19 protein-coding genes and 1 tRNA gene are annotated in these 13039 nt (G+C 67.5%); 8 read left to right on the top strand and 12 right to left on the bottom strand.

Annotated features, from left to right (window positions below; all coding sequences use genetic code 11):
- Window positions 1-9 precede the first annotated feature (9 nt).
- Entirely contained in the window at window positions 10-960 is a 951-nt protein-coding gene (locus tag AM590_RS00840; protein WP_058825798.1) for a MoxR family ATPase, read from the bottom strand.
- A 198-nt stretch (window positions 961-1158) separates the two neighbouring features.
- On the opposite strand from AM590_RS00840, the gene AM590_RS00845 reads away from it, so the two are divergent.
- Window positions 1159-1243, top strand: a tRNA-Ser gene (locus AM590_RS00845).
- Window positions 1244-1645: 402 nt separating this feature from the next.
- On the opposite strand, the gene bluB is transcribed toward AM590_RS00845, so the two are convergent.
- Complete coding sequence (gene bluB / locus AM590_RS00850; RefSeq protein ID WP_058825799.1) at window positions 1646-2302, bottom strand: 5,6-dimethylbenzimidazole synthase; 657 nt, start codon at window positions 2300-2302, stop codon at window positions 1646-1648.
- A 103-nt stretch (window positions 2303-2405) separates the two neighbouring features.
- Here bluB and AM590_RS20680 point away from each other — a divergent pair, with 103 nt between their 5' ends.
- Window positions 2406-2555 (top strand): hypothetical protein, encoded by a 150-nt coding sequence (locus tag AM590_RS20680; RefSeq protein WP_172795728.1) that lies wholly within the window; start codon window positions 2406-2408, stop codon window positions 2553-2555.
- Window positions 2556-2690: 135 nt separating this feature from the next.
- On the top strand, window positions 2691-2870 hold the full coding sequence (locus AM590_RS00855) for a hypothetical protein (protein ID WP_004972970.1): 180 nt from the start codon (window positions 2691-2693) through the stop codon (window positions 2868-2870).
- A gap of 80 nt (window positions 2871-2950) precedes the next feature.
- Here AM590_RS00855 and AM590_RS00860 read toward each other — a convergent pair whose 3' ends face one another.
- Together AM590_RS00860 and AM590_RS00865 are read right to left on the bottom strand one after the other, a co-directional pair.
- The gene (locus AM590_RS00860; protein ID WP_058825800.1) at window positions 2951-4489 is read right to left on the bottom strand and encodes a (R)-citramalate synthase; all 1539 of its coding nucleotides are present in this window, start codon (window positions 4487-4489) and stop codon (window positions 2951-2953) included.
- 252 nt (window positions 4490-4741) lie between these two features.
- Entirely contained in the window at window positions 4742-5089 is a 348-nt protein-coding gene (locus AM590_RS00865; RefSeq protein WP_058825801.1) for a DUF192 domain-containing protein, read from the bottom strand.
- Window positions 5090-5190: 101 nt separating this feature from the next.
- Here AM590_RS00865 and AM590_RS00870 point away from each other — a divergent pair, with 101 nt between their 5' ends.
- Both AM590_RS00870 and AM590_RS00875 read left to right on the top strand, forming a co-directional pair.
- The gene (locus tag AM590_RS00870) at window positions 5191-5733 is read left to right on the top strand and encodes a hypothetical protein (protein WP_058825802.1); all 543 of its coding nucleotides are present in this window, start codon (window positions 5191-5193) and stop codon (window positions 5731-5733) included.
- Window positions 5734-5894: 161 nt separating this feature from the next.
- Complete coding sequence (locus AM590_RS00875; RefSeq protein ID WP_058825803.1) at window positions 5895-6446, top strand: GMP synthase subunit A; 552 nt, start codon at window positions 5895-5897, stop codon at window positions 6444-6446.
- A gap of 7 nt (window positions 6447-6453) precedes the next feature.
- On the opposite strand, the gene AM590_RS20290 is transcribed toward AM590_RS00875, so the two are convergent.
- Entirely contained in the window at window positions 6454-6663 is a 210-nt protein-coding gene (locus AM590_RS20290) for a hypothetical protein (protein WP_157575399.1), read from the bottom strand.
- Between AM590_RS20290 and AM590_RS00880 the strand changes: the two genes are divergently transcribed.
- Complete coding sequence (locus tag AM590_RS00880) at window positions 6653-8566, top strand: DUF2070 family protein (protein ID WP_058825804.1); 1914 nt, start codon at window positions 6653-6655, stop codon at window positions 8564-8566. The genes AM590_RS20290 and AM590_RS00880 overlap by 11 nt on opposite strands.
- A 115-nt stretch (window positions 8567-8681) precedes the next feature.
- On the opposite strand, the gene AM590_RS00885 is transcribed toward AM590_RS00880, so the two are convergent.
- The 6 genes from AM590_RS00885 to AM590_RS00910 all read right to left on the bottom strand — a co-directional run bounded on the left by AM590_RS00885 (window position 8682) and on the right by AM590_RS00910 (window position 10461).
- The gene (locus AM590_RS00885; RefSeq protein ID WP_049904953.1) at window positions 8682-8888 is read right to left on the bottom strand and encodes an HVO_0649 family zinc finger protein; all 207 of its coding nucleotides are present in this window, start codon (window positions 8886-8888) and stop codon (window positions 8682-8684) included.
- 182 nt (window positions 8889-9070) lie between these two features.
- Window positions 9071-9325 (bottom strand): DUF3194 domain-containing protein, encoded by a 255-nt coding sequence (locus AM590_RS00890; RefSeq protein ID WP_004972953.1) that lies wholly within the window; start codon window positions 9323-9325, stop codon window positions 9071-9073.
- On the bottom strand, window positions 9326-9709 hold the full coding sequence (locus AM590_RS00895) for a prefoldin subunit beta (protein ID WP_004972952.1): 384 nt from the start codon (window positions 9707-9709) through the stop codon (window positions 9326-9328). It lies immediately after the preceding gene.
- A 43-nt stretch (window positions 9710-9752) separates the two neighbouring features.
- A complete protein-coding gene (locus tag AM590_RS00900) occupies window positions 9753-10022 on the bottom strand; it encodes a KEOPS complex subunit Pcc1 (protein WP_058825805.1) in 270 nt (89 codons plus the stop codon).
- A gap of 1 nt (window position 10023) precedes the next feature.
- Window positions 10024-10158 carry a DNA-directed RNA polymerase subunit P gene (locus tag AM590_RS00905; protein WP_004044283.1) on the bottom strand — a complete coding sequence of 45 codons (135 nt, stop codon included), beginning with the start codon at window positions 10156-10158 and terminating at the stop codon, window positions 10024-10026.
- A gap of 33 nt (window positions 10159-10191) precedes the next feature.
- A complete protein-coding gene (locus AM590_RS00910; protein ID WP_004972948.1) occupies window positions 10192-10461 on the bottom strand; it encodes a hypothetical protein in 270 nt (89 codons plus the stop codon).
- A gap of 102 nt (window positions 10462-10563) precedes the next feature.
- Here AM590_RS00910 and AM590_RS00915 point away from each other — a divergent pair, with 102 nt between their 5' ends.
- The gene (locus AM590_RS00915; protein ID WP_058825806.1) at window positions 10564-11574 is read left to right on the top strand and encodes an NAD-dependent epimerase/dehydratase family protein; all 1011 of its coding nucleotides are present in this window, start codon (window positions 10564-10566) and stop codon (window positions 11572-11574) included.
- 56 nt (window positions 11575-11630) lie between these two features.
- On the opposite strand, the gene AM590_RS00920 is transcribed toward AM590_RS00915, so the two are convergent.
- Window positions 11631-12356, bottom strand: coding sequence for a DUF2103 domain-containing protein (locus AM590_RS00920; protein ID WP_058825808.1), 726 nt, complete (start codon window positions 12354-12356; stop codon window positions 11631-11633).
- Window positions 12357-12480: 124 nt separating this feature from the next.
- Between AM590_RS00920 and AM590_RS00925 the strand changes: the two genes are divergently transcribed.
- Window positions 12481-13039: hypothetical protein (locus AM590_RS00925; RefSeq protein ID WP_058825809.1), on the top strand; the 559-nt coding region annotated here is incomplete at its 3' end.

A 13039-nucleotide genomic window follows, 5' to 3' on the forward strand; every position in this document is an offset into this window, starting at 1 on the left:
GGCTCCCGACTACTCCAGCGTCGGCACGGTCACCCGGCCGAGCACGTCGTCGACGACGTCCGATTTCCGCACGTCTTCGACCCGCGCGTCCGGCGTCAAGACGAGGCGGTGGGCGAGCACGGACTGCGAGACGCGTTTCACGTCGTCGGGCGTGACGAACTCGCGGCCCTCGATGACGGCGCGGGCGCGGGTCGCCTCGAACAGCCGCTGGGTTCCGCGGGGCGAGACGCCGATTCGGACCCGGCGGTCAGTGCGCGTCTCTCGCGCGAGCTTCGCCATGTATTCGAGCAGGTCGTCCTCGACGCGGACCGACTCGGGCGCGCGGCGGATGGCGGCGACCGTGTCGCGGTCGAGGACGCGCTCGACGCTCGGGCTCTGTTCGCTCCGGCCGGCGCGCCGGTGGAGGAGTTCGACCTCGCCGTCGAGGTCGGGGTAGCCGATGGCCGACTTCACGACGAATCGGTCGACCTGCGCCTCGGGGAGAGTGAACGTCCCCTCCTGCTCGACGGGGTTCTGCGTGGCGATGACGAAGAACGGTTTCGGAAGCTGGTGGGTCTCGCCGTCGACGGTCACCTGCCCCTCTTCCATCGCTTCGAGGAGGGCGGCCTGCGTCTTCGGCGGCGCGCGGTTGATTTCGTCGGCGAGGACGACGTTCGCGAAGATGGGCCCCGGAGAGAATTCGAAGGTCCGCTCGCGTTCGTCGTAGATGTTCGTCCCGGTCACGTCGGCGGGAAGCAGGTCCGGGGTGAACTGCACGCGGGAAAACGACAGCCCGAGCGCGGTGGCGACGCTCCGCGCGGTGAGGGTCTTTCCGGTTCCCGGGACGTCTTCGAGGAGGACGTGACCGCGGGCGAGGACGCCCGTCAGGACGGTTTCGAGGAAGGCTCGGTCGGCGATGACGGCCTCCGAGATGGCGTCGAGCACCTCGGTGCACGTCTCGCTGGCCGTGTCGATGTCCATACACCTCCCGGGTCTGCGTGCGACTTATTCCCATTGGTCGGTGGCGCTCTAGTCGGTCGCTCGCCGGTCGTCGACTCCGCCCGTCCCGCCCGGACGCAGTTGGGCCACAGACTCGCCGACTGCGTCCGTGTGACTCCTCGCCGCGGCCCTCGGAAATCGAAACGGATTAAACTATCCGCGAGAGAGACAACGATGGAAGCCGAGGTAGCCTAGCCCGGCCAAGGCGGTAGATTCGAAATCTACTGTCCATTCGGACACGTGAGTTCAAATCTCACCCTCGGCGCTTCTCGCGGCCACAACACTTTGAGCGGCGCGTCTCGTCGCGCCGCGACTCCGTGGCTGTGCCTGCGACGGCCTAGGGTTACATTTCGTCACCCAACCCCACTCTGCCAGATTTCTGACCGGTAGAATTGTTAGAGTTCCACCACGAACCCGGGCATGGAACACTCACTCGAACAGCGGCTCAACGCACTCGGCGTGGTACTATTCGGTGTCGTCGCCCTCCAAGGCTTTTCGCTCGGGGGGCCGGCTGGCGCAGTCGTGGCGCTGCTCGTCGGAGGAGTCGTCGGCTATACCGTGCTATTGTTCTCTGCACCGTCTCGGAGCGATTTTCGTCGATAGCTGACGATGCCCGTGGGGTTCGGAGGCGCGGGACGAACGCCTTCCCGAGTTCAAACGTTGTTCTTCAAACCGACCCTGACTCCCACCGTCCCCAGTGAACGAGTTCGCTCGTGTCGATGCGCTCGCGCCACCCGTCTCGCTGTAGCACCGGCTCCTCAGGGAAGCCGTCTTCGGGATAGCCGACGCAGAGATACGCAATCGGCTCGACATGGTGCGGAATGCCCAGCACCTCGCGGACCTCGTGCGGGTAGAGAAACGACACCCAGCCGACGCCGATCCCCTCGGCCCGCGCGGCCAGCCAGAGGTTCTGCACGGCGAGACACGTCGAGTAGGCGTCCATCGCCTGCATCGTGTTGCGTCCGAGGACGTGCGGCGCGTCCCGCGTTGGGTCGCACGTGACGCAGATGTTCACCGGCGCGTCGGTGATTCCCTCCAACTTCAACCGACCGAACTCCGATTTTCGGGGCTCCCGGTAGCCCTCACGGGCCGCCGCAATCGCTCGCTCCGCGATTGACGCGACGGCCGTCTTCGTCTCGTCGTCCTCGACGACCACGAAGTCCCACGGTTGCGAGAAGCCGACGCTCGGGGCGTGATGCGCGGCGTCGAGCAGTCGTGTCAGCGTCTCCTCGGACACCGGGTCGTCGCCGAACCGTCGGATGTCCCGCCGCGCGTATATCGACTTGTACACACCCGCCCGCTCGCGCTCCGTGAATGCAACCATCGTTTCGATAGTCCAGACTGGCTTGTAAATCGGTTCTGATACGCCCGACGGCTCACACTTTGCCAACCAAAATAGTTACTAATCAGACACGAATGGGGGCCGTATGGACTCCACACACAAATACAAACTCGACGTCATCATCTCCCTCCTGTTTTTGCTCTTGCTCATCGAGAGTTACCGGGTTGCCGGCTACTTCGGCGCAGCGTTCGTCGTGGTCGTCACCATCGTTCTCGTCCTCCCCGGTCCCGACTAACCGAGTTGACGGGTGAAGTGAGTGCCGCCGTCACAGGTGATACGTGAGGACTTCGCACGGGGTCGTGCTGTCCCTCGATTTCACTTTCACTCTCCTAGGATTCGATACATATCCCCTGCCCGCGTCAGCGCAAGTATGAGTGCGAACGTAGCAAGCGCGGACACGAGCGAACGGGACGGGACGCGACGCATCGACGTGACGACGGTCCGGACCGGTCGCGTCGCCGACTTCGCGGAGACGGAACTCGGCGACGCCGCTATCGGGTTCGAGCGCCGGGGCGGCTGGACCTACCTCGTCGCCAAAGACACGCAGTAACTCGGAGAGACTGCGGTCTCAGAGCGAAATCGGCCGTCCGCGAGAAAGGGAGCGAACGCGGACGCGACAGGGTCGTTTTCTCAGTCGTCGGCCGACGCGGGCGTCGGCGACGTGTGATTCGGCGCGAGCAGTCGGTCGAGCGCGTTCACCATCGCCTGGACGCTCGCCCGCGTGATGTCGGCGTGCGACGCCGCGACGGTGACGCTTCGGTCGCCGAGCGACATCGTCACTTCGACGGTCACGACCGCGTCGGTGCCGCCGGTGATGGCGTCGACGTGGTACTCGTCGAGTTGGGCGTCGGCGTCGGGGCCGAGCGCCTCGCGGACGGCTTTCACCGCGGCGTCGACCGGACCGGACCCGGTGCCCGAGGCGACGCGTTCCTCGCCCTCGACGCGGAGGCGGACGCTCGCGGTCGGGGTGCCGCCACCGGAGGCGGCCGTAAGGTCGAGCAGTTCGACTTGTCGGGCGCGCTCGCGGCCCTGTACGTCTTCTGCGAACGCGAGGAGGTCGGCGTCGGTGACGCGCTTGCCGCGGTCGCCGAGTTCCTTCACGCGCTCGACGACGGCCGCGACTTCCTCGTCGGTGGCGTCGACGCCGTGTTCGTCGAGGGCGGCCTTGACGCCGGCGCGGCCGGCGTGCTTTCCGAGGACGAGGCGGCGCTCGCGGCCGACCGTCTCCGGCGGGTACGGCTCGTACATCGCGTCGTCCTTGAGCGTCCCATCGGTGTGGATGCCGCTCTCGTGAGTGAACGCGTTCTGGCCGACGACCGCCTTGTTCGGCGGGAGTGCGACGCCCGTGGCCTGTGCGACCTTCTGGGCGAGTGCGTACAGTTCGTCGAGCTTCACCGACTCCACGTCGTAGCAGTGGTCGAGCGCGATAGCGACCTCTTCGAGCGCGACGTTGCCGGCGCGCTCGCCGATGCCGTTGACCGTGGTGTGGACGAGGTCCGCGCCCGCGGCGAGGCTGGCGTGGACGTTCGCCATCGCGAGGCCGAGGTCGTCGTGGGTGTGCGTCGAGGTCGGGCCCAGTTCGGCGAGCCGGGAGACGACTTCGTAGGTGTGCTCGGGGCTCGTGTGGCCGACCGTGTCGGCGAAACAGAAGCGGTCGGCACCCGCGTCGTGGCTGGCGCGGGCGAGCGATTCGAGGAACTCCGGGGCGGCCCGCGAGCCGTCCTCGCCGATGACCTCGACCCAGAGGCCGTGGTCCTTGGCGTAGGCGACGAGTTCGTCGGTGGTCTCGACGACGTCCTCACGGGTCGTCCCGACTTTCGACTCGACGTGTCGGTCGCTCGCCGGCACGACGAGCGTGATGCCGTCCACGTCGCAGTCGAGCGCGAGGTCGACGTCGTTCTTGACGCCGCGGGCGAAACTCGTCACCGTCGCGTCGAGGCCGAGCGACGTGACGCGCTTTATCGTCTCGCGCTCGCCGGGGCCGGTGCAGGCGCTCCCGGCTTCGATGTAATCGACCTCCGCGCGGTCGAGCGCCTGGGCGATGTCGGCTTTCTGGGCCGGCGTCAGCGAGACGCCGGGGGCCTGCTCGCCGTCGCGGAGCGTGGTGTCTAAGAGCTGTACTGAGTCAGAAGTGCGTAGCTCGGGGGTCTTCCCGAATCGTTCGTTCACGGTAGAATCGTGTCCTTGTAGGTTAGAACCGTCGAATTTCACAGCCAGCCGTCTCACGACGACTTACTCTATCCTCCGTCGGTGTGGTAGGTCCCGACATAGTAGTTGAACACATATGTCGTCGAGTGTATAAAAGAGATGGTTCCGACAGAAATTGGTGTCTCGGCGGGGCCGTCGTTGGAAGCGCGTTCACTTGGCGGCGCGGGGATCGTCAGCGGTGTCGGCGTCGCAGCCGGTCGGTTTCGCTGACCCTCACTGCGAGAGTTCGACCAAGTCGCCGGGGTCTACGTCGTCTGCCGCGCCCGCGGGGAGTTCGATGATGGTGTCGGCCATGCCGAAGCCGATGCCCGTCCACGCCGACAGCCGCTTTTTCTTCGTCACCTCGTCGCCGACGAGCCAGAGCGCGTCGATGTCGAACGGGACGAACACCATGTGGAGGCTGTGGCGGTCGGCGTCGTCGAACCGGAACACGAGGGCGTAGTCGTCCGGCACGGAGCCGCGGAACATCAGCCCGCGCGCCTGCGAGAGAAACGAATCGGCCGTCTCGACGTTCGACGCGAGCGTCGATTGGGCTCCGTTCTGTCGGTGAACGAGTCTCACGCCCCGGCTTCGACGGCGGGCGTGATGAATCCACCGCCGAGTGAGCGGGCCGTCTCCCGTCGAGAGCAACGTTTAGGCCCGCCCCGCCCCGAACGCGCTCCATGGAGCGGACGCCGACAGGCACGCCCGTGGGAGTCGACGACCCTTACGACCACGCCGGTCGCTGCGACCACCTCACGAGCGACGGCGCGTGTCGCCTCGCCCGCGAGTACGCCGACCGCGACCCGGCGTTCGCCCGCGAGCGCGCCCGAGCGGACTACGAGTGCGTCGCGGCCGCGGAGGGCTGTGACTTCCGCGACTGCCCGCACTACGCGTCGACGACGAACGGCCGCGAGTGCATCCGCTGCGGCCTCGAAGAGGTCCGCATGGCCCACGATTCGACCGCTCGCCCACTGCTCGAAGAACACCATCTCTCGTACGGCGGCCGCGGCGGTGATGGTGACGGCGACGGCGACGAACCCTCCCACGAAATCACGGTCGCGCTGTGCCGGTGGTGTCACACGAAGGTCCACAAGTCGTTCGCCCGCATCGACGACGACGCCTCGCCTGACGTCGAGGCCATCGCCGAGCGGGAGGGTCGCCGGACGAAGGAACTCGACGAACTCGGGTTTCAGACGGCGCGGGACCGCGCCGGCGACGAGTGAGTCGTGGGAGCGGACGAGGTGACAAGCGGCGACGAACCCACCCAACCACCGAAGCGACCGCCCGCGGCCCAACCGTCCCCGACGTGCCAATATGATGCACGGATACGCGTATCTCGACCACTCTTCGATTGACTTTTAGGCACGGTGGTCCAATCCGGGACATGACCCGCATCGTCGTCATCGACAACCACGGGCAGTTCACCCACCTCGAACGGCGCGCGCTCCGCGACCTCGGCGTCGACACCGAACTCGTCGACAACGACACCGACCCCGCGGACATCGACGCGGACGGCATCGTCCTCTCCGGCGGCCCCGACATGGAACGCATCGGCCGCAGTCCCGACTACCTCGACCTCGACGTGCCCGTCTTGGGCATCTGTCTCGGCATGCAGATTCTCGCCGAAGAACTCGACGGTCGCGTCGGCTCCGGCGACTACGGCGGCTACGCCGACGTGGACGTGGAAATCCTCGACGAGAACGACCCGCTCATCGGCTCGCTCGCCCCCGAGTCCCGCGTCTGGGCCAGCCACGCCGACGAGGTCAAGGAGGTCCCCGAGGGCTTCACCCACACCGCCACGAGCGACGTGTGTACCATCGAGGCCATGAGCGACGCCGACCGCGACCTCTACGGCGTCCAGTGGCACCCCGAGGTCGCCCACACCGCCGAGGGCGAGGAAGTCTTCGAGAACTTCATCGACATCTGCGAGCGGTAATCGACGACTACGAGCGGTACTCGACAACTGCGAGCAGTCGGTCGCCTTCGACCGCAACCGCGACCGCGTTCGCCACGGCGACACCCCTTTTTCTCTCCGTCGCCGCGGCGGAAAATCGCATCCCGGCGACACGACGCGGTCTCTCACGGTCGTTCCTCGGAAGCAAGCCGAGACATTTACCGGCCTCCGTTCTGTCTGTTCGGGAAATGACCTCCACCCAGAGCGACCTCGCTGGGCTCTCGCGGTTCATCTTCCGCGCGCCCAGCTGGTACACGAGTCTCGGGTTCGCCCTGCTCGTCGCCGCGATGGCGGGTATCGGGGCGTTCGACTCCGGGGACCTCGCCGGCTCGTGGCGGGGCATCTTCTTCCTCGGCAGAGACGCTTGGGAAGGCATCTTCTTCATCGGGATTCCAACTGTCGTCGCGGCGTTCGGGACCACCGGCGTCGACCGGTTCGTCGGCGGGAAGCTGACGCACAACCGCTCGTCGCTCCTCGCACTCGCCGGCGAGGTGATTATCGTCACGTTCCTCACCGGAGCCGCCATCGTCTCCGTCTTCACGGGCCTCGGCCAGACGTTCATCTTCGACGCGCTCGTGGTCGCCCTCGCGTCGGTGTTCGCCTTCCGCCTGCTCATCGTGATGGCCGTCTCACGGTCGTCGCTGCTCATCGCGGCGGTCCCGGCGAGCATCCAGACGCTCACGTCCGCCGTGCTCCTGTTTGTCTACAGCGGGACGCTCAGATTCTTCGAGGTAGGTGGCCCCATCCTCGACGCCTATCTGATGCCCTATCTCGCCCGCCCCGACCGGGCCCCGCCGGAGCTGTCGGCCATCGCGCTGAGTCACTTCCAACTCCTCGCTATCACCTGCGTGATGTACGCGCTCGGCGTCTACGTCTTCCTCCGCATCGTCGACCGCCCGTGGCGGCGGAGCCTCGGCGTGTCCGTCCTCGACTTCATCCGCGGCTTCATCGGCCACATCGCCGAGGGGACCCGCGAGCTGGAGGACTTCTTCGAACAGCTCGGCCAGGAGGCCATCGTCCCCGTCACCGTGCTCTCGTTCGAGCGCGAGGACGGCACCGAGAAAGCCCGGTTCGTCCTGCCGATGATTCATCCCGGGCCGATGGGCGAAATCGGCGGCGGCAACTTCCCCGAACGCGTCGCCCGACGCGCCGAGGGCCTTGCGTTCCCGCCACACGCGACCGCCGGCCACGACTTCAACCTCGTGACCGAGCGCGAGGTCGACGTGGTCCTCGACGCGGCCGACGACGCCTACGAGCGCATCGAGTACAGCCCGGACGTGACAGAAAGCGTTCGCGTGCAGTCCGGCGACGCGAAGATGCTCGGCCAGCGCTTCGGCGACGACGCGCTCCTCGTGTCGACGTACGCCCCGCAGTTCGCCGACGACGTGGAGTACGCGGTCGGCCTCTCGGCGTCCGCCGAGGCCCGAACCACGGGCCTGCGGGATGTACTCCTCGTCGACGCCCACAACTGCAACAACGGGCTCCAAGGGGCCGACCTCGGCCACGTCACCCCGGGGAGCAAGCGGTCGTTCGACATGATTACCGCCGCCGGACTCGCGGGCGAGGAACTCTCGGCGTCGTCGCACGACTCGCTCTCGCTGGGGACGGCGTTCGACCCGACCGACTGGACGCCCCGGGAGGGCATCGGGCCGCTGGGCATCCGCGTGGCCGCGACGAGCGTCGGCGACCAGACGACCGCGTACGTCCTCATCGACGGGAACAACATGGAACCGGGGCTGCGCGACCGCATCGTCGAGGGACTCACGACCGGGCCGAACGCGAAAGCCGACGTCGCCGAGGTGATGACGACCGACACGCACATCGTCAACACCGTCGAGGCGGAAAACCAGGTCGGCGCGGCCATCGACCCCGACGAACTCCACGAGACCATCGACCGCCTCGTCGACGAGGCGCTCGCGGACGCCGAACCCGTCGTCGCCGGCATGGCGACCGAGCGCGCCGAGGTGACGATTTTCGGCAACGACCGCACCGAGACGCTCGCCAGCCACGCCAACGTCGTCGTCTCGATGGGCGGGGCGCTCGCGCTCGCGCTCATCCTCGCGGCGATGGCCGTCAGTCTGCTCGTGTTCTTCCTCCCGTAGGTGACGCTGGCGACACGTCGCCCGCACCACCCTCGTCTCCCGCACCCCGTTTACCGACGGGTCCGGCGTCGCCACTCACGATTCGATTCGAGCGACGAGCAACCTTCCCGTCGCACTACTTCAGCGAGAGCGTTCGCGTCTCGATAGCGCCGCAACTCGGACAGACCCGCCGGTAGAACACGCTCGACCCGGTTGTCTTGGCGGACCACTCACCGTCGCTGTCGGTGAAGCCACACTTCGAACAGGTGAGGTCGGCCTCGCTGTATCGCTCTCGCAACCGGTCCAGTGCGGTCGTCCCTCTTGGCGTCCTTCTGATTGACATGAGGTAACATACACCACTGTCCTGTTTAATTGTGTCGTATGGCACAATCCCTAGGCGCAGTGATACTTGCGGAATCCAAAAATCACCGCCCGAATCACTCACATTCGGCCCGCCTTCGACCGGTACAGCGCCGCCGCTCACCGGGAGAAACCGAGTGCGGGGGGTGCCCGCGAGAACGTCCCTTACTCTTCGTCGGCGGCCGCGAACAGTTCGTCCACGGCCTCCTGCGCCGTCAGCGCCGCCTCCTCGGCGACGGCTTCCGCGTCGTCGGCATCGTCGGGCGCGTTGACGTACACGTCAACGTCGAGGACGCCGTCTTCGAACGTCACGGTGACGTCGAAGTCCTTGACGCGAGACTGCTTGAAGCGGGCGAAGATGAGGCCCTCAGCCGCTTCCGCGGCGGTCTGGACCACTTCTTCGTCCGTCGGCTGTGGCATTTACGCGCCGCCGGGGCCCATCGGACCCGCGCCGCCCGCGCCGCCCTGGAGCATCTGCTGGAGCTCTTCCTGCAGGCTCTCGAACTTCTCCTGCACGCGCGTCTCCTGCTTCGTGAGCTGTTCGACGCGCACTTCGAGGCTCTCGACCTTCTCTTCGAGGTCGTCCTTGGCCGCTTCGTAGTCGGTCTCGATGAGGAGTTCGCCGACCTCGCGGTACATCTTGGAGTCAGCGTCGATTTCCTCGAGCGTGGTGAGCGCCGTCTGTGCTTCGTTGAGCGCGGTCTCGGAGGACTGCTTCTGCTCGGAGACGTTCTGGGCGGTCTCCTGAAGGTTCTGCAGTTCTTCGAGCTTCTCTTGGGCTTCCGGCGGCAGACTTCCCTGCATACCCGAACCGACGGGACGCCGGCCCTAAAACACCCGCGGTCTCCTACGCGGATCCGGACAGTGGCTCGCCGGCGTCCGCGACGCGCTCTGCGGTCTCGACGAGGCGTATCCACGAGTTCACGCCCGCGCGGAGCGCGACGAGGTCGTCGGCCTCGACGGTGACGACGACGGTCCGCCCCTCGCGGCCGACGCGGGCACCGGACCGGGCGTCGTCTATCTCGCCTTCCTCGACGGCGACGCTCCGCTCGACGACGCGTGCGCGTCGCTCGTCAGAATAGTCGAATTCGAGCGAAGCGCTGTGCGCTGGACGCACGCTACTCGACGGCGACTTCTTTGACGTTGGGGGACCGCTCCTTCAGCAGGACGCGGTGCCCGCAGTACGGACAGCGGACGCCACCGAACTCGTCCAGTTCGACATCGCGCTTGCACCGGGAACACTTGTAGCTCATTGTGAGATGTGAAGAGTCGAGGCTACTTGGGAGTTATTCGTCCTCGCCGGTGAGCGCGGCGCGGATGGAGCGGCGGACCTGCTTGCCTGCGGGGGTCTGCGGGCGGTAGGTACCGCCGGTGAAGACCTCACCGGTCTCTTCGTTCTTCCAGATGCCGGTTCCGACGCGGGTGACGTCGTCGCCGTCGACTTTGGAGTTGCGCATCTCTGCTTCGATTTCCTTGACACGGCGTCGAGCGACGCGGCCGTACCGCGCGCCGAAGCGCCCGGAACTACCGACGGATCGAGCCTTCTTGTCGGCCATAGTACCGCGAACTACCTCGCCGGTATGGATAAACCCTACGAGTCGTCTCGGCATGTGACGGGCCTAGACACCGCTTTGTCGCCGGCGTGCGTACGGGAGGCCATGACACAACACGTGGTGGTCGGTGCCGGCCCGGTCGGACTCGCGGTGATGGAACAGCTCAGGGAACGCGGGGCGGACGTGGCCGCGGTGACGCGCCACGAACCAGACTTCCTCCCTGAGGGCGTCGAGAGCCGCCTCGCCGACGTGCTCTACCCCGACCGCGCCGTCGCGGCGCTCGCGGATGCGGATGTCGTCTACCACTGCGCGCAACCGCCGTACGACGAGTGGCCCGAACTGTTCCCCGACCTCACCCGCGGCATCGTCGCGGGCGTCGAAGCCGCCGGCGCGCGCCTCGTCGTCGCCGAGAACCTCTACATGTACGGCCCGGTGCAGGTCCGCCTCACCGAGGACCTCCCGTACGCCGCCACCGGCCCGAAGGGACAGACCAGAGCCGAGTGCGCCGACATCGTCCTCGACGCCCACGAGGCGGGCCGCATCGAGGCCACCATCGGCCGCGCCAGCGACTTCTTCGGCCCGCGCGTCCGCGAATCGGCCGTCGGCGAGCAGGTGTTCGGAGCCGCCGTCGCCGGCAAGCGCGCGAAGGTGTTCGGCGACCCGCGACTCGCCCACACCTACACCTACGTCCCCGACTTCGCGCGGGCGCTCGTCCTCCTCGGCGAGCGCGACGAGGCCCTCGGCGAGGTCTGGCACGTCCCGAACTCCGAGACGGTCTCGACGCGCCGCTTCGTCGACCTCGTCTACGAGGCCGCCGACATCGACCCGGGCTTTCCGCACATCATCGCCGCGACGGGGCTCGCGCTGACCATCGGCGGCTACCTGAGTGCGCCGCTGAAGGAGCTCTCCGAGATGCGCTACGCCTTCGAGGAACCGTACGTCGTTCGCGACGCGAAGTTCCGCGAGACGTTCGGGGACGCCGTCGAACCGACGCCGCTGCGAGACGCCATCGCCGAGACGGTCGCGTGGTACGAAACGCAACGGGAAGACGCAGCGGCCGAGGCCGAGCCGATTCACATCGAGACGGTTTCGGAGGGGACCGCCGAGTCGGCCTGAGTCAGCCATTCGATTCCGATTCCGATTCCGATTCCGACTCGGCGTGTTTTCCGCCGCTACGTGTCTTGTAACTCGTCTTCTCGCAGCGCCTCGTTCAGGTCGTCGCGGACGCGCTCGCCCGTCTCACGGTTCATCGCCGTCGTGACGATTCGGTTCTCTTGGACGCTCGACCCGTCTCGTAGGAGGAGTCTGACGTTGCCGTTGTCGTCGGCGCGGGTGACCTTCGCCCGGAGCCCCGTCCGCGACCCGGTCCCCCCGGCGTCGATGGGACCGGGAATGACCTTCTTGACGTGCGGGTGGCCGGCGACGACGCCGATTGCTCGGCGGCCCCGTCGCCCCCCGATGAGCGTGCTGTGGCTCCCGCCCAACTTCTCGGCGGGCGGGATGTCGACGACCTCCAGCGTCCGCTCGCCGCGGGTGTCGAGGACGCGCTGGACCGGATTGTCGTCGGAGACGCGGTAGAACTCGTGGTGGAGTTGGGCGCGCGTCTCGCGGAGCGGGCCGCGCTCGCCCGCGGCGTACACGGTCTCGGGGCGCTTGCGCCGAATCTCGTCGGCGACGAGGCCGGCGAAGTTGCGGAGTTGGACGACCTTCGTCTCGTCGTCCGACTCGGGAATCGTCGTGACCGTCGTCTCGCCGAGCACGTCCTCCTCGTCGAGGAACGTCAGCGTCGCGCGGTCGGCCTCGAAGACGGCCACGACGGCGTCGCAGTTGGCGGTGTTGCAGGTGAGACAGTAGTCTCCCGGCTTCTCTAACGGGTTTCCACACCGCCGACAGTGCATATCGACGTGTCGGGCGTGCGCGTACAAAAGGCCGTTTATGCCGGCCGGCGCAGACGCGCCGCGACTCCCGGCGCGCGTCGCCCGGCGAAACATATTCGTCCCCGTGTCCGAGAGTCCACTTCGTATGCGCCGCCGCGCCCTTCTCGCGTCGCTGTCGCCGCTCGCGCTCGCCGGTTTCGTCGGACTGGTCGCGCTCGCGCTCGACCCCGAGACGACCGTCCGCCTCGCCACGCAACTGGGTCAGTCGGCGCTCGACACGGGCCGGGCAATCGCCTCGTACCTCCGTCGGGCCGCGCCTCTCTCGACGGCGCTGTTCGCCGCGTTCGCGTGGGTCGCCGCCGGGAGCTTCCGCGCGTTCGTCGCCCACCGCGACCCCTCGGACACGCGGACGACCGCCGAACTCGCGTTCGCGCTCGTCGCCTCGGCGACCGTCCCACTCGTCGTCGTCTTCGCCCGCGACAGACCCGTCGTCGTCGCCGGCGCGGGCGTCGCGCTCCTCGCCGCCGCCGGAGCCGTCTTCGCCGGCCGCTCGAACGCCAGCGGCGTCGTCACCGGGTCGCTGTACGCGATGGCACCGGTCGCCCTCGGCGGCGTCGTCGCGTCGCTCGTCGCCGGTCCCTCGGTCGCCCGGACCGCGACGCTGGCGCTCCCGCTGGCCGTCGGCTACGCGCTCGGCGTCGCCA

Source organism: Haloferax sp. Q22 (assembly GCF_001482285.1).
GTDB lineage: Archaea > Halobacteriota > Halobacteria > Halobacteriales > Haloferacaceae > Haloferax.

Coding starts and splice junctions, on each gene's coding strand:
- AM590_RS00840 (WP_058825798.1), bottom strand. CDS start 960: ATGGACATCGACACGGCCAGCGAGACGTGCACCGAGGTGCTCGACGCC.
- bluB (WP_058825799.1), bottom strand. CDS start 2,302: ATGGTTGCATTCACGGAGCGCGAGCGGGCGGGTGTGTACAAGTCGATA.
- AM590_RS20680 (WP_172795728.1), top strand. CDS start 2,406: ATGGACTCCACACACAAATACAAACTCGACGTCATCATCTCCCTCCTG.
- AM590_RS00855 (WP_004972970.1), top strand. CDS start 2,691: ATGAGTGCGAACGTAGCAAGCGCGGACACGAGCGAACGGGACGGGACG.
- AM590_RS00870 (WP_058825802.1), top strand. CDS start 5,191: ATGGAGCGGACGCCGACAGGCACGCCCGTGGGAGTCGACGACCCTTAC.
- AM590_RS00875 (WP_058825803.1), top strand. CDS start 5,895: ATGACCCGCATCGTCGTCATCGACAACCACGGGCAGTTCACCCACCTC.
- AM590_RS00880 (WP_058825804.1), top strand. CDS start 6,653: ATGACCTCCACCCAGAGCGACCTCGCTGGGCTCTCGCGGTTCATCTTC.
- AM590_RS00885 (WP_049904953.1), bottom strand. CDS start 8,888: ATGTCAATCAGAAGGACGCCAAGAGGGACGACCGCACTGGACCGGTTG.
- AM590_RS00890 (WP_004972953.1), bottom strand. CDS start 9,325: ATGCCACAGCCGACGGACGAAGAAGTGGTCCAGACCGCCGCGGAAGCG.
- AM590_RS00895 (WP_004972952.1), bottom strand. CDS start 9,709: ATGCAGGGAAGTCTGCCGCCGGAAGCCCAAGAGAAGCTCGAAGAACTG.
- AM590_RS00905 (WP_004044283.1), bottom strand. CDS start 10,158: ATGAGCTACAAGTGTTCCCGGTGCAAGCGCGATGTCGAACTGGACGAG.
- AM590_RS00910 (WP_004972948.1), bottom strand. CDS start 10,461: ATGGCCGACAAGAAGGCTCGATCCGTCGGTAGTTCCGGGCGCTTCGGC.
- AM590_RS00915 (WP_058825806.1), top strand. CDS start 10,564: ATGACACAACACGTGGTGGTCGGTGCCGGCCCGGTCGGACTCGCGGTG.
- AM590_RS00920 (WP_058825808.1), bottom strand. CDS start 12,356: ATGCACTGTCGGCGGTGTGGAAACCCGTTAGAGAAGCCGGGAGACTAC.